A 19,059-nucleotide genomic window follows, 5' to 3' on the forward strand; every position below is an offset into this window, starting at 1 on the left:
CACCCGCCCCCCCCCTTTATCTACCGTGTGTTAGTCGCCGGCTGCCTAATTTGTTTATACCCGCCCGCGGGGGGTCCTTGTAACTTCGCTTTGGGGGGGGGGGCGGGGCCTGCCGCCGGCCGCCGCTCAGTTTTCCGGGCCGCCTTCGGAGGCGGACGACGGCGCGCCGGGCGCGGCGGGTGCGACGCCGTCGGCGCCCGAGCGGTCGGCGGTGTGTTCCTCGCCGTGCTCGTACAGCTCGTCCAGGTCCGCCAACATGCCTTCGGCCAGGTCGCGTTCGGCCTGGTAGTAGCGCTCCGCCCAGCGCAGCGCGAGCTTGGCGAACGGCCAGCGGTCCTGCGAGGCCTCTTCCGACGAATGCACTTCGGCGAGCGTGCGGTCGGCCCAATCCCGGTGCTCGGCAACGGTCTTGCGCAGTTCCTCGGGTTCGGACAGGAACCCCATCCAGACGCGCAGCACGACACCGTGCTTGAGGACCGGCGGGCCCGCGGGGCTTTCGCGCATCCAGCGTTCGAGCGCGGCACGGCCGTCGTCGGTGATCGTGTAGAGGCGCTTGTTGCGGAGTTCGTCCTGGGACGCGATGCGCGACACCGCGAAGCCGAGCTGCTCGAGGCGCTTCAGCTCCGTGTAGATCTGGCTGAGGGCCGGGCTCCAGTAGAAGTAGCGCAGCGACGCGTCGGCCCACTTCTTGAGGTCGTACCCGGAGCGTTCGCCCGGCATGGACAGCAGTCCGAGCACCGCCCACGCCGTGTTCGGCAGCTTCGGCAACGGCGTCGGATGCGGTGCGGGGGCGTCGCTCATCGGGGTCCCTCCCTTTCGTCCAACTGATTCTACGTCAGTTCACCCCTTGACGTCGCAGACTGTCATACATCTAATTGGAGTATTCCACGCGAGACTCAGGAGTACGGCATGCAGTTCTCGATGATCTTCGAGGCCCAGATGGCCAACCCGACCGCCGAGCACGAGCGGCAGGTCATCCTCGACTCGGTCGAGCAGGCCGTTTACGCCGAGGAGATGGGCTTCGACCGCGTCTGGGCCGTCGAGCACCACTCGACCAAGTGGTACTCCCACATGAGCGCGCCCGAGATCTTCCTGACCTGGGTGGCCGCGCGCACCTCCCGCATCCGCATCGCGCACGGCGCCGTGTGCATGCCCTTCAACTTCAACCACCCCGCACGCGTCGCCGAGCGCATAGGCATGCTCGACACGCTGTCCGGCGGCCGCCTGGACGTCGGCGCGGCCCGCGGCGGCACGCTCCAGGAGACCAGCCTCGTCGGCGCCGACATCGAGACGACCAAGGCGCAGGTCGAAGAGGCGCTGCGGATCCTGGGCGCCGCCTGGCAGAAGGACGAGCTGGAGTACAACGGCGAGCTGATGCAGATCAGCCCCCACCCGATCCTGCCGCGCCCGGTGCAGACCCCGCACCCGCCGCTGTTCCTCGCGTGCAGCAAGCAGCCGAGCCTCGTCGAGGCCGCCAACATGGGCGTCGGCGCGCTCGTGCTCGGCTTCGCCGGCCCGGACGAGGTCGCGAACCTCAACAAGATCTACCGCGACGCGATCGAGGCCCGCGACGGCTCGCAGTTCGTGTCCACCGTGCAGAACAACCACCTCGTGGCGCTCTGCCCGACGATCGTCTCCGAGGACGGCGACACCGCCCGCCAGGTCGGCGCCCGCGGCCAGCGCTTTTTCGCGCAGTCGATCGCGCACTGGTTCTCCGGCGGCAAGTCGGGCATCCCGGACGAGGCCGTGGTCGAGGGCGTCGACCACGTCAAGGAGATCCAGGAGGCCGCCGAGCAGCAGGTGGCCATGCTGCACGAGGCGAAGATCCCGGTGACGGTGAACGCCACGGCGACGTACAACATCAACCACGCGTACGGCACCGCCGAGGATGCGATCGGCTACGTGCAGAAGCTGATCGACGCGGGTGCGGACGAGATCATGTGCCTCATCCAGATGGGCACCGTCCCGCAGGAGGCGTGCATGGAGACCATCCGCATCTGGGGCGAGAAGGTCATCCCGCACTTCCGCGCGAAGTACGGGAACTGACCTCCCGGGGTCCGGCCGGAGCTCGACACGCGTGACGTGCACGACACGCAGCGGGCGGGCAACCGGCCGGAACCGTGCGGCGACTGACGCCGCGTCAGACTGGGTCGCCCGTTCCGGTGCGGAGGACTGGAACGGGCGACCCGACCCATGTGTAATCCGTAACGACTCATGGCGTCTATGAAAGGGCCTGCCACGTGACCAGCCTGGACGGCAAAGTAGCCATCATCACCGGAGCCGCGCGCGGCATGGGCGAAGCCGAGGCCCGGCTCCTCGCCGCGCACGGGGCACGCGTCGTGCTGACCGACGTGCTGGCGGAAGAAGGCACGGCGGTTGCCGCCGATATCGGTGATGCGGCTTTGTTCGTCCGGCACGACGTGTCCTCGGCCGAGGACTGGGCGCGGGTTGTCGCCGCGGCCGTCGAGGCCTTCGGCGGCGTCGATGTGCTGGTGAACAACGCGGCGATCCTGCGGCATGCGCTGGTGATGGAAGAGACGGCCGAGAACCTGGAGCGGGTTCTGCAGGTCAATCTCTTCGGCGTGTTCCACGGGATCCAGGCCGTGGTGCCCGCGATGGCCGCGCGCGGGGGCGGATCGATCATCAACATTTCGTCGCTGGCCGGGCTGCAGGGGATTCCCCGGCACGGGGCCTACGGCGCGGCGAAGTGGGCGGTGCGGGGGCTGACGAAAACCGCGGCGCTGGAGCTGGGCGAGGACGGCATCCGGGTGAACTCCGTGCACCCGGGCGGAGTGGACACCGCGATGCTCGGCCGGACCGTGGAGCGCGGGCGCGGGAATTACCCGGCGGTGCCGCTGCGGCGGATCGGGGAGCCGGAGGACATCGGGGAACTGGTGGTGTTCTTGGCTTCGGATGCTTCGTCTTGGATGACGGGGACGGAGTTTGTGATTGACGGGGGGTCTACGGCGGGGATTGTGCCGCCGATGCGGGGCTGACCTTGCCCTAAAGGGCCCTCCCTCCTCCCGCCACTGTGGAACGAGATCCGTGTGAGGGTCCCTCCCCCGCCCCCACCGCCATCGGATTCCATCCGACCCCGCAGTCTCACCCGCCCGGCCCCGCGTCGTCACTTTTGGAAACCCCGACCTGTGGATAACGGCCCGGCTGTGGAAATCCCCGGCTCGACCAAGGAAGCGAACACCATGACCCAACTCCAGGGCCCCAACCTCACCGACAAGGTCGTCATCATCACCGGCGCGGCCGGCGGTCTCGGCGCGGCCGCCGCCGGCCAGGTCGTCGCGGGCGGCGGCAAGGTCGTCGTCACCGACCTGCAGGAAGAAGCCGGCCGCAAGACGGCGGAAGACCTCGGCCCGAACGCCCGCTTCCACGCGCACAACGTCGCCGACCCCGCCCAGTGGCAGGCCGTCGTCGACTTCACCCTCGCCGAGTTCGGGCGCATCGACGGCCTCGTCAACAACGCCGGCGTCACCGCGGGCGGCCCGTTCGCCGAGGAGTCGCTGGAGAACTTCGAGCGCGTCATCAAGATCAACCTGACCGGCGTGTGGATGGGCATGCAGGCCGTCATCCCCGCGATGAAGGCGGTAGGGGGCGGCTCGATCGTCAACATTTCCTCCGCCGCCGGCCTCATGGGCCTCCCGTACACGGGCTCCTACTCGGCGGCCAAGTGGGCGGTCCGCGGCATCGGCAAGACCGCCGCGATCGAGCTGGCCGGCGACAAGATCCGGGTCAACTCCGTGCACCCCGGCATGATCTACACGCCGATGACCGCCGTCGTCGGCATCAAGCCGGGCGAAGGCGGCTACCCGAAGGCCCCGATGGGCCGCGCGGGCGAAGCGGAGGAGGTCGGTTCCGCGGTCGTCTACCTGCTCTCCGACGCCGCGTCCTACGTCACCGGCGCCGAACTCGCCGTCGACGGCGGCTGGACCGCCGGCCCCACCGTCCGGAACACCGTGGAAGGCTGACATGCCCCAAGACGCCCTGGCCCCGGAAGTCCGTCAGCTCATAGACCTGATGACGGCGACCTTCCCGCAGGTCGGCACCCAGGTCGCGGACGCCGCCGAGGCGCGCCGCATCCTCGCCGCCGCTCCCAAATCGCCCGCCCCGCCGATCCCCGTCGCGGACGTGCAGGACCGGACCATCCCCGGCCCCGCGGGCGAACTCCCGGTACGGATCTACCGACCCGCCGGGGCCGAGGCGTCCGCCGCGCTTCCCGTCGTCGTGTTCCTGCACGGCGGCGGGTGGGCTCTCTGCGGCCTCGACAGCCACGACGGCACCTGCCGCGCGTTCGCCAACGCGACCGGCGCCGTCTTCGTCTCCGTCGACTACCGCCTCGCGCCGGAGACCCGCTTCCCGGGCGCCGCCGAAGACGCCTATGCCGCCTACCTGTGGGCCCGCGAGCACGCCGCGGCCATCGGCGGCGACCCCGCCCGCATCGCGATCGCCGGCGACTCCGCGGGCGGCAACCTCGCCGCCGCCGTCTGCCTCATGGCCCGCGACCGCGGCACCGCGCAGCCGACGTTCCAGCTCCTGATCTACCCGGTGCTCGACCACCGGCGCGGCACCGACTCGTACCGCGACAACGCCGAGGGCTACTTCCTGACGGCCACCCACATGAGCTGGTACTGGGAGCAGTACATCGGCCCCGACGGCGACCCCGCGCACCCGTACGCGTCGCCCGGCACCGCCCCCGACCTCGCCGGGCTCGCCCCCGCCTTCGTCGTCGCCGCCGCGCTCGACCCGCTGCGCGACGAAGGCGCGGCATACGCGGTCCGCCTCGCGGAAGCCGGCGTCCCCGCCGCATACGGCGTCTACGACGGCATGTTCCACGGCGCGATCGGCATGGGCGCCCTCGTGCCCGCCGCCGCGACCGCGTTCGCCGAAGCCACCGAAGCCCTGCGCAAGGCCCTCGCGTAACCCCGCGCACCCCGCACCGGCTTTCGTGCCGGGCCCGCCGCGGCGGCCCGGCAACCCCAAGGAGTCACCCATGGCACAGCTCACCGACCAGCTCACCGGCAAGGTCGCCATCATCACCGGCGCCGCCCGCGGCCAAGGCGAGGCCGAAGCCCGCCTGTTCGTCGCCCGCGGCGCGAAGGTCGTCATCACCGACCTGCTCGAAGAAGAGGGCGAGAAGGTCGCCGCGGACCTCGGCGACGCGGCCGTCTTCGTCCGCCACGACGTCTCGTCGCCCGACGACTGGAACCGCGTCGTCACCGCCGCCCTGGACGCCTTCGGCCGCATCGACGTCCTCGTCAACAACGCCGCGATCTACTGGACCAAGGCGTTCCAGGACGAGACCCTCGAAGGCCTCGACAAGATCTTCAAGGTCAACTTCCAGGGCGTCTTCCTCGGCATGCAGGCCGTCCTGCCGACGATGAAGGCCCAGCGCTCCGGCTCGATCGTCAACATCTCGTCGCAGTCCGGCCTCGAAGGCCTCCCGTCGCACTCCGCCTACGGCGCGACCAAGTGGGCCGTCCGCGGCCTCTCCAAGACCGTCTCCCTCGAGGTCGGCGAACACGGCGTCCGCATCAACTCCGTGTACCCCGGCGTCATCGACACCCCGATGATCGCCAAGGTCGGCGTCGAACGCGGCGAAGGCAAGTTCCCCGCCGTCCCGCTGCGCCGCGTCGCCGCACCCGAGGAGGTCGCCGAGACCGTCGCCTTCCTCGCCTCCGACGCGGCCTCCTACATGACCGGTGCCGAACTCGTCGTCGACGGCGGCATGACCGCCGGCGCGGTCCCCGCCACCGGCCGCTACTGACCGCGCTGACTGCGTTGACCTGCGGAAACGACCGGCCGGGTATCGGTTAGGAAGTTGCCCGGTCGACCATGTAAAGTAATCCCTGGCCAGTCGGGCAACCGACTGCCGGGTGAGGGGCTATAGCTCAGCTGGTAGAGCACCTGCATGGCATGCAGGGGGTCAGGAGTTCAAGTCTCCTTAGCTCCACTCACACAACTGAATCGACCGCCGGTCTGCGTGAGGGCGGTCATCCCGGGGCTATAGCTCAGCTGGTAGAGCACCTGCATGGCATGCAGGGGGTCAGGAGTTCAAGTCTCCTTAGCTCCACTCGGGTCGAGGGCGACATGTGTCTGTTGGTAAACAGACCTTGTCGCCCTCGTCGTTTTTTGGGCGCTTCGCGCCGGTGGGGGGCTTCGCCACCCCACACCCCCCCGAAGCCCGCGTGGTTGGGGGCCCGCGTGGTTGAGGGCCGGGTGGTGGGGGTCGGGCTGGGGGTGGGGCGTCTCCTCGGCGAAGTCGGTGGGGGTGCGGGTGGGTTCGCTACCACCTGCGAAACGCCCCCGGCTACCCCAAGCCCCCACCCGGCCAGGTTCCCCCTGCCCCGCGGCCTTTCGCTCAGATCCCACCGGGGGCCGCACCCCCCTGGGCCAGCCCCACCGAGCGGTATTCCCCACCTCCACGGGCTTGGGGAGTCCGGCCACGGTGAGGCCCAGCCATCCGACTTCCGCCAGGCCGACTTCCCCTGCGCCGCAGTGTTTCCCCCGACCCCACCGGTTTTCCCCAGCCCCACGAGCGCCCGTGTGCCCCCGGGCTGGACCCGACCACGCGGCGTCGCCCCCGAACCGCCTGGGTGGGGAGCTGTCTCGCTACACCGTCATTCCCCGCAGTCCCGTGGGGTGCGGGGCCGGGCGTGCTGCCTCTCTCCGTTCGAAACTGCGTGGGGTTGGGGTGGGCGGAGCGCTATCTTGCGGCGGTGATACGTACCTATCGGGTGGTGGACGGGGGCCGGGTCGACGGGGAGAGCTTGTTGGTCTTCGCGCGGGTGGCCGGCAAATGCAAGCTGGTGGAGCTGGCGGTGTATGCCGACGGGGTTATTTCGTCGGGGACTTCGCCGTTGCCGTGGTCATTCGACGATTTCGTGGATGCGGTCCGGAGCGGGGAGTTGATCACCGAACTGCCGGACGAGGTCTCGGTCGACTGCTACGGGACCGGCTCATGGACGATGACCGAGGTGCGTTTGCACCGCGGCGAAGCCGAACTCCTCGCCGAAGTTGCCGACATCCTCGACCGGCTGAACGGCCGTCCCACGATCACCCACCGGTGGTTCGACGCCATGCGCGCCTACGGGCGCCAGCCTTCGGAGGAACGCCTCGCGGAACTCCGCACCGCCGACGATGCCATCCCCGACAACTGGGGTTGGCTGGTGGACAGCGCGGCAACCGACGCGGCATGGAAGATCCTGCACGGCGTCGGGCAGCCTTGGTTCGGCATTCCGCTCACCCAGGAGCAGATCGACGAGGCCACGGCGACTCTGGTCGAGTACGCGCGTGAATTCGACGCGGCCGCATACGAGCCGAAGGCGACGGGTGTCGCCGGTGCCTCCACGATTGAGCTCCGCGACCTGAACTTCGCGCACCCGGAGCCCATCCCCGACTACCCCAACGCACTGCGGAACGAATACCCCGCGCCCCTCACCGTGGAAGGCCGCACCTACGCGTCGCTGCACCATGCCTTCTACGCGCTTTCGACCCTCGATGAGGCGGGGCGCGATGCGATCGCCGCCGAGAAGCTCGGCTACCGGGTGCCGTATATCGCCGAGGACTACCCGGAACGGGACGGCTGGGACGGTATCCGGGTCGCGGTGATGACCGAGCTGCTCCGGGGGAAGTTCCGGCGGTATCCGGAGCTTGCGGAGATGTTGGTGTCGACCGAGGACGCGCGGCTGGTCTACCAGAGTCGGGACGAGTTCTGGGGGGAGCGGGCCGGCGGGTCGCCGCACTGGATGGGGCGGTTGTTGGAGATGGTGCGGTCGGAGTTGGTGGCGGCGCGCGGTGGGATCGTGCTCGACGTGCGGTAGCGCCCTCAGGCCAGGAATCCCCGGAGCAACGCGGCGGTGCCTTCGAGGTGTTCGATTGTGGCCCGCCGAGCCGCGTCGGGGTCGCCCGCGAGGACGGCTTCGACGATGGCCTGGTGCTGGACCGCGCTGTGCGCGATGTTGCGGTCGAGGACGGGTATCGCGTTCAGCAGGTCGTTGAGGCGCATGCGGACGTCGGCTGCTGCCGCGGTGAGCGACGAGGAGTCGGCGAGTTCCGCCAGGGTGAGGTGGAAGGCGGTGTCGAGGCGGCGGTAGTCCTCGGGGGCCGCGGTGTCGACGGCGGTGAGGCGGGCGAGGAGGAGTTCGCGCTGCGCCTCGGTGAGGCCGCGGGCGGCGAGGACCTGGACGGCGCCGACTTCCAGGACCTGGCGGAACGTGAGCGCGTCGTCGAGGGCCGGGCCCATGTCCTCGGCGCGGCGGCGGGCTTCGCCGGGTTCCGGGGCGGGGAGCGGGCCGGTGACGAACGTGCCGCCGAAGCGGCCCCGGCGGACCTCGACGTGGCCGGCCTGCTGGAGCGCGCGCAGGGCTTCGCGGAGGGTGATGCGGCTGACGCCGAGGCGCGCGGCGAGGTCGCGTTCCGCGGGGAAGCGGCCGCCCGGCGGGACGACGCCCAGTTTGATCGCGGCCATCAGGCGTTCGACGGTCTCCTCGAACGCGTTGCCCGCCCGTACCGGACGCAGCACGGCATCGGCCGTCGGGTCGCTCCACCCCTCGAACGCGGATGCGGATTCGGACGCGCGTTCGCCGGCGTCGGTCGGCACTCTTCCACCCCCTCGGTTCCGCTCCGGGCGTCGGTCGGGTCGGCACCGAATTTCTTTCGGCAGTTCAGACCAATCAATGGACTGATGTTAGACCAATGAGATTGGATAGCCCGGAACGTCCGTACGAGCATGACGGACGGCCGGAGAGCGGCGTGTCCCAGGGGAGGACGGCGATGGTCCACGAGCAGCCGTACGACATGGAGTGGCTCCGCACGCAGGTCGCGTCCGGCGTGATCGACACCGTCCTGGTGGCGTTCACCGACATGCAGGGCCGGCTTCAGGGCAAGCGGCTCTCCGCCCGGTTCTTCCTCGAAGAAGTCCTGCACCACCACACCGAGGGCTGCAACTACCTGCTCGCGGTGGACATCGACATGAACACCGTCGACGGCTACGCGATGAGTTCGTGGGAGAAGGGCTACGGCGACTTCGTCCTGGTCGCCGACCACGCGACGCTGCGCCCGGTGCCGTGGAACGAGGGCACGGCCATGCTGGTCGCCGACCTCCGGTGGACCGACGGGACGCCGGTCGTCGCCTCGCCGCGGCAGATCCTCAAGGCACAGACCGACCGGCTGGCCGCCCTCGGGCAGCAGGCGATGGTCGGCACGGAACTGGAGTTCGTCGTCTACCGCGATACGTACGAGGACGCCTGGCAGCGCGCGTACCGCGACCTGACGCCGGCGAACCAGTACAACGTGGACTACAGCGTCCTCGGCACCGCCCGCGTCGAGCCGCTGCTGCGGCGCATCCGCAACGATATGGCGGGCGCCGGGCTGTACGTCGAATCGGCGAAGGGCGAATGCAACCTCGGCCAGCACGAGATCGCGTTCCGCTACGACGAAGCCGTCCGCACCTGCGACCACCACAGCATCTACAAGAACGGCGCGAAGGAGATCGCCGCGCAGATGGGCATGAGCCTCACCTTCATGGCCAAGCCCAACCAGCGCGAAGGCAATTCCTGCCACATCCACCTCTCGTTGCGCGGCGGCGACGGGCCGGTGCTCGCGGGGGAGGGGCCGCACGGGTTGTCCAAGGCCGGCGAGCACTTCCTGGCCGGGCAGCTGGCCACACTGCGCGAGTTCACGCTGCTGTACGCGCCGAACATCAACTCGTACAAGCGCTTCCAGCCCGGCAGCTTCGCGCCGACCGCGGTGCAGTGGGGCGTCGACAACCGCACCTGCGCGCTGCGGCTCGTCGGCCACGGCCTGTCGCTGCGGGTGGAGAACCGGGTGCCGGGCGGCGACGTGAACCCGTACCTGGCGGTCGCCGGGATGATCGCCGCGGGGCAGTACGGCATCGACAACGAACTGCCGCTGATGCCCGCGCAGACCGGCAACGCGTACACCTCAGGCGCGGAGAACGTCCCCACCACGCTCCGCGGGGCACTCGACCTGTGGGAGAAGAGCGAACTCGCGCGCACCGTGTTCGGCGAGGACGTCCACGCGCACTACGCCAACGCCGCCCGCGTCGAACTGGCCGCGTTCGAGGCCGCCGTGACCGACTGGGAGATGTACCGCGGCTTCGAACGCATGTAGCGCGCCGAGCCCCGCCGCAGCACCCCGAGAACCACGTGAGAAAGGGCCGCCATGGCCGAGATGGCCGACGACGTCTTCGACGTGATCAACCCGGCGACCGAGGAACTCGTCGCCCGTGTCCCCATGGCCGACGCCGCCCAAGTCGACTCCGCCGTACGCCGCGCCCAGGCCGCCTACCCCGCGTGGCGGGCCGTGTCTCCCGGCGACCGGGCCCGCCTGCTGCGCCGGTTCGCGGAGCTCGTCGACGCGCACACCGACGAACTCGCCGCACTGGAGGTCGCCGAAGCCGGGCACCCGGTCGGCAACGCGCACTGGGAAGTGGGCAACCTGCGCGACGTCCTGCACTACTACGCGGGCGCCCCGGAACGGCTGACCGGCCGTCAGATCCCGGTGTCCGGCGGCATCGACGTCACCTTCCACGAGCCGTTGGGCGTCGTCGGGCTGATCGTGCCGTGGAACTTCCCGCTGCCGATCCTCGGCTGGGGGCTGGCCCCCGCGCTGGCCGCGGGCAACGTGGTGGTGGCGAAGCCCGCCGAACTCACGCCGCTCACCGCGATGCGCGTGGCCGAACTGGCGCTCGACGCGGGCATCCCCGAAGGCGTGTTCCAGGTGCTGCCGGGCCGCGGCGCGGTCGCCGGGCGGGCGCTTGTCGACCACCCGGACGTCCGCAAGATCGTGTTCACCGGGTCGACCGCGGTCGGCAAGGAGATCATGGCGCGCGCCGCCGGGACCCTGAAACGGGTGACGCTGGAACTCGGCGGCAAGAGCGCCAATGTCGTGTTCGCGGACGCGGATCTGGAGAAGGCCGCGGCCGCGGCGCCGATGTCGTTCTGCGACAACACCGGCCAGGACTGCTGCGCGCGCAGCCGGATCCTCGTGCAGCGCGACGCGTACGAGAAGTTCCTTGCGTTGCTCGAGCCGCACATCCTCGCGGTACGCGCCGGCGACCCGAACGACCCGGCGACCGCCATGGGGCCGCTGGTGTCCGCCGCCCAGCGCGACCGGGTGCGCGGCTACGTCCCGGACGACGCGCCGGTGGCGATCCGCGGCACGGTGCCCGAAGGCAAGGGCTTCTGGTACCCGGCGACCGTGCTGACGCCCGCGGATCCGCTGGACCGCACCGTCACCGAGGAGATCTTCGGGCCGGTCACCGCGGTCGTGCCGTTCGACGACGAGGCGGATGCGGTCCGCATCGCGAATGCCACGGCCTATGGTCTGGCCGGGTCGATCTGGACCCGCGACGTGGGGCGGGCACTGCGCGTCGCGCGTGGGGTCGAGGCGGGCAACCTGTCGGTCAACTCGCATTCCTCGGTGCGTTATTGGACGCCGTTCGGCGGCTTCAAGCAGTCCGGGCTCGGGCGTGAACTCGGACCGGACGCGGCCGATGCGTTCACCGAGACGAAGAACGTGTTCATCGCCGACGAGTGAGCCGGTCCCCGAAGCACCCCGACCCCGCAGGACCCAGCACAACGGAGGACTCACCCAGTGAAGCGTTTTGAAGGCCGAACGGCCGTCATCACCGGCGCGGGCAGCGGCATCGGCCTGGCCACCGCAAAGCGCCTCGCGTCCGAAGGCGCGAACATCGTGTGCGTCGACATCGACGAGACCGCGGGCAAGGCGGCCGCGGACGCGGTCGGCGGAATCCACGTGAAGGCCGACGTCACCAGCGAGGCCGATGTCGAGCGGATGTACCAGGCCGCGTTCGACCGGTACGGCAGCATCGACGTCGCCTTCAACAACGCCGGCATTTCGCCGCCCGACGACGACTCGATCCTCACCACCGGCATCGATGCCTGGCGGCGCGTGCAGGAAGTCAACCTGACGTCGGTGTACCTGTGCTGCAAGTACGTGCTGCCGTACATGCAGCGGCAGGGGAAGGGTGCGATCGTCAACACCGCGTCGTTCGTCGCACGCATGGGCGCGGCGACGTCGCAGATCTCGTACACCGCGTCCAAGGGCGGCGTGCTCGCCATGTCGCGCGAACTCGGCGTGCAGTTCGCCCGGGAGGGCATCCGCGTCAACGCGCTGTGCCCGGGGCCGGTGAACACGCCGCTGCTGCGCGAGCTGTTCGCGAAGGACCCGGAGCGGGCCGCGCGGCGCCTGGTGCACATTCCGACGGGGCGGTTCGCGGAGGCCGAGGAGATCGCCGCGGCGGTCGCGTTCCTCGCGTCGGACGACGCGTCGTTCATCACGGCCGCGGAATTCCTGGTCGACGGGGGCATCTCGGGGGCGTACGTTACGCCGCTGTAGGCCGCACCAGCCCTGGCCGGACGGTCCGGCCGGGGCTGCACCTCAAGCCGCGAGCAGACAGGTGGTACCCGCTATGTCCCGTCGTCCCGTCATCGGCGTGACCGTCTACAGCGAACAAGCGAAGTGGGCGGCGTGGGACACCCAGGCCACGCTGCTGCCGCAGGCCTACGTGGACCGGGTCGCGGCGGCGGGGGGCCTGCCGGTGCTGCTGCCGTCCGTGCCGGACATCGGCGACGCCCTCGACCGGGTGGACGGGCTCGTCCTGGCCGGCGGCGGAGACGTCGACCCGTCGCGCTACGCGGCCGAACCGCACGCCGAAAGCGGCTGGGTGCGCCCCGCCCGCGACACCGCCGAATTCGCCCTCGCCCGGCGGGCGCTGGAGACAGGCCTGCCGGTGCTGGGCATCTGCCGGGGACTGCAAGTCTTCAACGTGCTGCGCGGAGGCACCCTCCTCCAGCACCTGCCGGACCGGCTGGGCACCCGCGACCACGCACCCGCACCCGGCCGGTACGGCCGCCACCCGGTGGCGCTGGAGCCGGGCAGCCGCACCGCGGAGCTGTACGGGCGCACCGACATCGATGTCGCGTCCTACCACCACCAGGCGGTCGACCGGCTCGGCGCGGGATTGGTGGTGGCCGGGCGCGCGCCGGACGGCACCGTCGAAGCGGTGGAGCTGCCCGACCACCCCTTCGCCGTCGCGGTCCAGTGGCATCCCGAGGTCGACGACGACCTGGCGCCGTTCCGTGGCCTGGTCGCGGCGATCGGGAGCCGGAACACGGCCGCGGCGTTGTGAGCCGGGCGGTGGCCGAAGCCCGCGCACGACGCGGCTCGGACTCGGCCTCATCACGGTTGCGTGACGTAGTGCCGACTTAGGCGATTTCCCCGGTTACCCCTCAGTATGGTCGCCGGTCATGACCCCCCTCGCGCTGGCGCTGCTCCTCGCGGCCGCCGTGCTCGCGGTCGTGGACTGGGGAGCCGTCGGCCGCGACGACCTCCGGACCGAGAAACGCGCCCGGCCCGCGGTCGGTGTCGCGTTGATCGCGTCGGCGGCGGTCCTCGATCCGCAGAGCCAGGCGCAGCGTGCCGCGTTCCTGGTCGCCTTGCTGCTGTCGCTGGCCCGCGACCTGCTGGTGCCCGGCGGCGAGCGCCGGTTCCGGCTCGCGGTCGCCGCGTCGCTGGCCGCGCACGTCGCGTACGTCGTGGGGTTCCAGCAGGTCGGCTGGTCGTGGCTGTGGGCGGCGGCGGGCATCGTCGTCGTGCTGGTGGCGACGCTGGGCTTCGCGGTCCGGCTCGTGCTGGGCGTGCGCGCGTCCGCGCCCGGACTGACACTGCCGGTCGTCCTGTACATAGTCGTGCTGTCGGTGATGGTCGTCGCAGCGTCCGCGACCGGGCAGCCGACCGCGGTCGCGGGGGCGTTCCTGTTCTACTGCGCGGACGCGCTCGCGGGCTGGAACCGGTACCGGGAGCCGACGCCGTACGCGCCGGTCGCGATCGCCGCCGCCTACCACCTCGCCCAGATCCTCCTCGTCGTCTCCCTCACCTGACGACCGGGCACCGGACGACCGAGGGGATATCCGCCGGTCGGGCCAGGGCCCTGCGGTACCCTGTCCCCATGCGTGCCGTCCTGCTGCTTACCGGGCCGCGCTGAGCAGGTCGGGCGGCCGGTCGTCGGACCGCCGCCCTCCTCGGCGCGGCGACCCCTCCTGTGCGAGGGGTTTTTCCATTTCCGGACCCCGGAGTCTCCGGATCCCCGGACCGTTCGAGTTGCCCGGTAACCGGCTGACACGGCCGCGCTGCGCAAGCATCCAGGAGCCCTGAGGACGATGACCGAGACCACGCAGGCCACCGAGCCGACCGAGCCTTTCCGCTACACGGCCGCCATGGCCGGCGACATCGAGCTGCGCTGGCAGGACCGGTGGGAAGCGGACGGCACTTTCGAGGCGCCCAACCCCGCCGGGCCGATGGCGGAGCCGGCCAAGGTCGCGGGCCGCGAGAAGATGTTCGTGATGGACATGTTCCCGTACCCGTCGGGTGTGGGCCTGCATGTCGGCCACCCGCTGGGCTACATCGCCACCGACGTGTACTCCCGGTTCAAGCGCATGACCGGCTTCAACGTCCTGCACACCCTGGGCTACGACGCGTTCGGCCTGCCCGCCGAGCAGTACGCCGTGCAGACCGGCACGCACCCGCGGATCACCACCGAGGCGAACATCGCCACGATGCGCCGCCAGCTGCGCCGCCTGGGCCTGGGCCACGACCCGCGCCGGTCGATCTCCACCATCGACCCGCAGTACTACCGCTGGACGCAGTGGATCTTCCTGCAGCTGCGGAACTCCTGGTACGACACCGAGGCGGAAGGCGGCAAGGGCCGCGCCCGGCCGATCGCCGACCTGGTCGAGCAGTTCGAGAAGGGCACCCGCGGGGTCCCCGGCGGCGGCGTATGGGCGGACCTGCCGCGTGCCGAACAGGCCAAGGTGATCGACGGGTTCCGGCTGGCCTACCTGTCCGAGGCGCCGGTCAACTGGTGTCCGGGCCTGGGCACCGTGCTGGCCAACGAAGAGGTCACCGCCGAAGGCCGCAGCGAGCGCGGCAACTTCCCGGTGTTCAAGCGGAACCTGAAGCAGTGGATGATGCGGATCACCGCATACTCCGACCGCCTGATCGACGACCTGGACAAGCTGGACTGGCCCGAGCCGGTCAAGCTGATGCAGCGCAACTGGATCGGCCGGTCCGAGGGCGCGCACATCGACTTCACGTTCGCCGGGCACGCCGACGACCTGAAGGTCCGCGTGTTCACGACGCGTCAGGACACCCTGTTCGGCGCCACCTACATGGTGCTGGCGCCCGAGCACGAGTCCGTCGACGCGATCGTGCCCGACGCGTGGCCGGCCGGGACCCGCGACGAGTGGACCGGCGGGTACGCCACGCCGGCCGAGGCCGTCGCCGCGTACCGCGCCGAAGCCGCCGCCAAGACCGAGGTCGAGCGGCAGACCGAAGGCAAGGACAAGACCGGCGTGTTCACCGGCGCCTTCGCGGTGAACCCGGCGGGCGGCGCGCACATCCCGGTGTTCATCGCCGACTACGTGCTGGCCGGCTACGGCACCGGCGCCATCATGGCGGTGCCCGCGCACGACCACCGCGACTTCGAGTTCGCCCGCAAGTTCGGGCTGCCGATCCGCTGCGTCGTCAAGCCCGACGACGGCCGCGCCGACGACCCGGCCACGTGGGACGACGCGTTCGTGTCGAAGACCGCGATGCTGGTCAACTCGACGGCGGGCGACTTCACGCTGGACGGCCTGGACGTCGCCGACGCCAAGCGGGCGATGGACGCGCACCTGGCCGAGCACGGCGTGGGCGCGCCGACCGTCACGTACAAGCTGCGCGACTGGCTGTTCAGCCGCCAGCGGTACTGGGGCGAGCCGTTCCCGATCGTCTACGACGAGGACGGTGTCGCGCACGAGCTGCCCGAGTCGATGCTGCCCGTCGAGCTGCCCGAGATCGACGACTACCGGCCGCGCACGTTCGACCCGGAGGACGGCGACACCGAGCCGGAGACGCCGCTGTCCCGCCGCGCCGACTGGGTGAACGTCGAGCTGGACCTGGGCGACGGGCCGCGCATGTACCGCCGCGAGACCAACACCATGCCCAACTGGGCGGGTTCGTGCTGGTACGAGCTGCGTTACCTGGACCCGACCAACGACGACGTGCTGGTCGACCCGGAGAACGAGCGCTACTGGATGGGCCCGCGCACCGAAGGCGCGTCGGGCGGCGTCGACCTGTACGTCGGCGGCGTCGAGCACGCGGTGCTGCATCTGCTGTACTCGCGCTTCTGGCACAAGGTGCTGTTCGACCTGGGCCACGTCTCGTCGTTCGAGCCGTTCCACAAGCTGTTCAACCAGGGCTACATCCAGGCGTACGCCTACACCGACGCGCGCGGCGTGTACGTCCAGGCCGACGAGGTCACCGAGGAGGACGGCAAGTTCTTCCACGGCGTCGAAGAGGTCAACCGCGAGTACGGCAAGATGGGCAAGTCGCTGAAGAACTCGGTGACGCCCGACCAGATGTGCGAGGAGTACGGCGCGGACACACTGCGCCTGTACGAGATGTCGATGGGGCCGCTGGAGGTCTCGCGGCCGTGGGACACCCGCGCGATCGTCGGCTCGTACCGCTTCCTGCAGCGCCTGTGGCGCAACATCGTCGACGAGGAGACCGGGCAGGTCCGGGTCGCCGACGTCGAGCCGGACGAGGCCACGCTGCGTGCCCTGCACAAGGCGATCGACGGCATGCGCCGCGACCTGGACGGGCTGCGCTTCAACACGGCCATCGCGAAGGCGATCGAGCTGAACAACCACCTGACGAAGCTGGACGCGGTGCCGCGTTCGATCGCCGACCGGGTGGTGCTGATGGTGGCGCCGCTGGTGCCGCACGTCGCCGAGGAGCTGTGGGCGCGGCTGGGCCACGAAGGCTCGCTGGCGCACCACGACTTCCCGGAGGCAGACCCGGCGTACGTCGTCGACGAGACGGTCACCTGCGTCGTGCAGATCAAGGGCAAGGTCAAGGCCCGCCTGGAGGTCCCGCCGACGATCGGCGAGGACGACCTGCGCGAGCTGGCGCTGGCCGACGAGGCCGTGCAGACGGCGCTGGGCGGCGCCGCGGTGCGGATGGTCGTGGTGCGGCCGCCGAAGCTGGTGAACATCGTCCCTGCGTGACAGCAGTGACGGACGTGCCCGAAGTGCCGACAGTGCCGGTGGTGACGGTGGTGACGGCAGCGGCCAAGGCGGTGGAGTAAGGGCGGAGGGCGGTGCGGCCGGGAGGCGGCGCCGCCCTCCGCGCCTCCCGGGCCGGTTCCGGCAGGCCGCGGCGGTGGTTTCCGGCAGCCGTTTCCGGTCCGTGTCGGGGTGATTTCCGCAGTGTGACGATCGCCCGGGAACGGGCGGATTTCGTCCGGCACGGACGTCCGGCCCCCCGGCGGCGCTAATGTTGAGTCATCGCGGGCGGCGACCACTGGGAGGAGACCAGCCGTGTCACTCGCCTCCGACGGCGCGCAGGCCGTCGCACTCGTGCTGGGGGCGGGCGTTGCCGCCCTTTTCGTGCTGATCGGTGTGGTGGTGATCTTCGCGGTGATAGTGCGGCGTGCAGTCCGACGGCGGATCGACCGGCACGCTCCGCGGATCCGCGGGCTCGTCGACGACGCCGCGTCCAAGGCCCGGGCATACACCCGTCCGGGCGGAGTCGGCGAAGCGGCCCGGCTGCGCGGTGCGGTGCGCAAATCGCTGGACCACACCCGCCGTGTCCTCGACGCCGGTTACGCACGCGACGCCCAACTCGGCGAGGCACGGCAACTCCTCGACCGCCTCGAACGCTTCGCCGCCGGTCTCGACACCGACCTGCGCATGCTCGAACGCGAACCCGATCCGGTCCGCGTCGACCGCGAACTCCCGCAGCTCCGCGAACGCGCCGAGCGCGTGCAGCACGCCGCGGGATCGCTGCGCTGGGCCGCGCAGGACCGGGAACGCGACCTGGCGCACGACGAACTCGACCGGCTCGGCCGGGACGTCGACCAGGAAGTCGTCGCCCTGCGGGAGACCTCGCAGGCGGCGAAGGAGGCCCTCGGGCCCTGAGGCGGCGCGCCCGGCCGCGGCCGGGGCGGACCGGGCGGACCGTTCCGTCGTCCGGCTGGTTTCCTTGTCCTCGGGTTCGTCCGGCCTTGTGTTCGGCTTGTGTGCTCGTCTCGTGTCCTCGTCCTTGTCCCTTCGGCGACGGGTAGCTTCACCTCCATGACGACCGATGTCGCGATCGTTACCGATTCCACGGCGTACCTGCCCGACGAGGTGGTCGAGCGGCACGGCATCGTCGTGGTGCCGCTCAAGGTCGTCCTGCGCGGGCGGCCGCTCGACGAGGGCACCGAGGCCACCCCGGCGGGGCTCGCCGAGGCGCTGCGGCAGAAGCGGGTGGTGACGACGTCGCGTCCGGCACCGGAGACGTTCGCCGAGACGTACCGGAAGATGGCCGCAGAGGGCGCGCGCGAAATCGTGTCGATCCACTTGTCGTCGGAGCTGTCCGGAACGTACGAGGCGGCGCTGCTGGCGGCCCGCGAGGCGCCGGTGCCGGTGCGCGTGGTCGACTCGCGCACGGTGGCGATGGCGATGGGCTTCCCGGTGCTGACCGCGGCGGAAGCGGTCGCCGACGGGGCCTCGGCCGAGGAGGCCGCCGCGGCGGCGGAGAAGCGGGCGGGGGCCACGCAGGGCTTCTTCTACGTCGACACGCTCGAATACCTGCGGCGCGGCGGCCGCATCGGCGCCGCCGCGGCGCTGATGGGCGCGGCGCTCGCGGTGAAGCCGCTGCTGCACGTCACCGAGGGCCGGATCGCGCCGCTGGAGAAGGTCCGCACGGCCGCCCGCGCGATCAGCCGCCTGGAGGAGATCGCCATCGAGGCGGCGGGGGAGGCGCCGGTGGACATCGCCGTCCACCACCTCGCCAGTCCGGAACGTGCCGAGGCCCTGACCGGACGCCTGCGGGAACGGCTCCCGAGGCTGGGGGAGTTGCACGCCAGCGAGGCCGGGGCGGTCATCGGCGCGCACACCGGGCCGGGACTGCTGGCCGTGGTGGTGTCGCCGCGCTAGCGGGGCCGACCGGCTTGCCGCGGCGCCGGTCCCGCGCGGGGAC

The 19,059-nt window shown here is 70.9% G+C and carries 16 protein-coding genes and 2 tRNA genes; 16 read left to right on the forward strand and 2 right to left on the reverse strand.

What is annotated here, in order from left to right:
• Positions 1 to 126: 126 nt before the first annotated feature.
• Positions 127 to 801, reverse strand: coding sequence for a helix-turn-helix transcriptional regulator (locus tag ACPA54_RS38580; RefSeq protein WP_423537175.1), 675 nt, complete (start codon positions 799 to 801; stop codon positions 127 to 129).
• 108 nt (positions 802 to 909) lie between these two features.
• Here ACPA54_RS38580 and ACPA54_RS38585 point away from each other — a divergent pair, with 108 nt between their 5' ends.
• The 8 genes from ACPA54_RS38585 to ACPA54_RS38620 all read left to right on the forward strand — a co-directional run bounded on the left by ACPA54_RS38585 (position 910) and on the right by ACPA54_RS38620 (position 7,832).
• Positions 910 to 2,046 carry an LLM class flavin-dependent oxidoreductase gene (locus ACPA54_RS38585; RefSeq protein ID WP_423537177.1) on the forward strand — a complete coding sequence of 379 codons (1,137 nt, stop codon included), beginning with the start codon at positions 910 to 912 and terminating at the stop codon, positions 2,044 to 2,046.
• Positions 2,047 to 2,240: 194 nt separating this feature from the next.
• The gene (locus tag ACPA54_RS38590; RefSeq protein WP_423537179.1) at positions 2,241 to 2,996 is read left to right on the forward strand and encodes a glucose 1-dehydrogenase; all 756 of its coding nucleotides are present in this window, start codon (positions 2,241 to 2,243) and stop codon (positions 2,994 to 2,996) included.
• A 204-nt stretch (positions 2,997 to 3,200) separates the two neighbouring features.
• The gene (locus tag ACPA54_RS38595) at positions 3,201 to 3,980 is read left to right on the forward strand and encodes a glucose 1-dehydrogenase (protein WP_423537181.1); all 780 of its coding nucleotides are present in this window, start codon (positions 3,201 to 3,203) and stop codon (positions 3,978 to 3,980) included.
• A gap of 1 nt (position 3,981) precedes the next feature.
• Positions 3,982 to 4,932, forward strand: coding sequence for an alpha/beta hydrolase (locus ACPA54_RS38600; RefSeq protein WP_423537183.1), 951 nt, complete (start codon positions 3,982 to 3,984; stop codon positions 4,930 to 4,932).
• A 70-nt stretch (positions 4,933 to 5,002) separates the two neighbouring features.
• The gene (locus ACPA54_RS38605) at positions 5,003 to 5,776 is read left to right on the forward strand and encodes a glucose 1-dehydrogenase (protein WP_423537185.1); all 774 of its coding nucleotides are present in this window, start codon (positions 5,003 to 5,005) and stop codon (positions 5,774 to 5,776) included.
• A 113-nt stretch (positions 5,777 to 5,889) separates the two neighbouring features.
• Positions 5,890 to 5,962, forward strand: a tRNA-Ala gene (locus ACPA54_RS38610).
• A 47-nt stretch (positions 5,963 to 6,009) separates the two neighbouring features.
• A tRNA-Ala gene (locus ACPA54_RS38615) sits at positions 6,010 to 6,082 on the forward strand.
• Positions 6,083 to 6,728: 646 nt separating this feature from the next.
• The gene (locus tag ACPA54_RS38620) at positions 6,729 to 7,832 is read left to right on the forward strand and encodes an NADAR family protein (protein WP_423537187.1); all 1,104 of its coding nucleotides are present in this window, start codon (positions 6,729 to 6,731) and stop codon (positions 7,830 to 7,832) included.
• 5 nt (positions 7,833 to 7,837) lie between these two features.
• Here ACPA54_RS38620 and ACPA54_RS38625 read toward each other — a convergent pair whose 3' ends face one another.
• On the reverse strand, positions 7,838 to 8,611 hold the full coding sequence (locus ACPA54_RS38625; protein ID WP_423537189.1) for a FadR/GntR family transcriptional regulator: 774 nt from the start codon (positions 8,609 to 8,611) through the stop codon (positions 7,838 to 7,840).
• Between the two features lie 173 nt (positions 8,612 to 8,784).
• On the opposite strand from ACPA54_RS38625, the gene ACPA54_RS38630 reads away from it, so the two are divergent.
• The 8 genes from ACPA54_RS38630 (at position 8,785) to ACPA54_RS38665 (ending at position 19,016) form a co-directional block, all read left to right on the forward strand.
• Entirely contained in the window at positions 8,785 to 10,143 is a 1,359-nt protein-coding gene (locus ACPA54_RS38630) for a glutamine synthetase family protein (protein ID WP_423537190.1), read from the forward strand.
• A 51-nt stretch (positions 10,144 to 10,194) separates the two neighbouring features.
• Complete coding sequence (locus tag ACPA54_RS38635; protein ID WP_423537192.1) at positions 10,195 to 11,571, forward strand: aldehyde dehydrogenase family protein; 1,377 nt, start codon at positions 10,195 to 10,197, stop codon at positions 11,569 to 11,571.
• Positions 11,572 to 11,628: 57 nt separating this feature from the next.
• A complete protein-coding gene (locus ACPA54_RS38640; protein ID WP_423537194.1) occupies positions 11,629 to 12,393 on the forward strand; it encodes a 3-oxoacyl-ACP reductase in 765 nt (254 codons plus the stop codon).
• A 73-nt stretch (positions 12,394 to 12,466) separates the two neighbouring features.
• Positions 12,467 to 13,186 carry a gamma-glutamyl-gamma-aminobutyrate hydrolase family protein gene (locus tag ACPA54_RS38645; protein WP_423537196.1) on the forward strand — a complete coding sequence of 240 codons (720 nt, stop codon included), beginning with the start codon at positions 12,467 to 12,469 and terminating at the stop codon, positions 13,184 to 13,186.
• A 118-nt stretch (positions 13,187 to 13,304) separates the two neighbouring features.
• Complete coding sequence (locus tag ACPA54_RS38650) at positions 13,305 to 13,937, forward strand: lysoplasmalogenase family protein (RefSeq protein ID WP_423537197.1); 633 nt, start codon at positions 13,305 to 13,307, stop codon at positions 13,935 to 13,937.
• A 279-nt stretch (positions 13,938 to 14,216) separates the two neighbouring features.
• Entirely contained in the window at positions 14,217 to 17,102 is a 2,886-nt protein-coding gene (leuS, locus tag ACPA54_RS38655) for a leucine--tRNA ligase (protein ID WP_423537199.1), read from the forward strand.
• A 312-nt stretch (positions 17,103 to 17,414) separates the two neighbouring features.
• Positions 17,415 to 18,014, forward strand: coding sequence for a hypothetical protein (locus ACPA54_RS38660; RefSeq protein WP_423537201.1), 600 nt, complete (start codon positions 17,415 to 17,417; stop codon positions 18,012 to 18,014).
• Between the two features lie 156 nt (positions 18,015 to 18,170).
• The gene (locus ACPA54_RS38665) at positions 18,171 to 19,016 is read left to right on the forward strand and encodes a DegV family protein (RefSeq protein ID WP_423537203.1); all 846 of its coding nucleotides are present in this window, start codon (positions 18,171 to 18,173) and stop codon (positions 19,014 to 19,016) included.
• Positions 19,017 to 19,059 lie beyond the last annotated feature (43 nt).

Source organism: Uniformispora flossi (assembly GCF_049534875.1).
Lineage (GTDB): Bacteria > Actinomycetota > Actinomycetes > Streptomycetales > Streptomycetaceae > Yinghuangia > Yinghuangia aomiensis.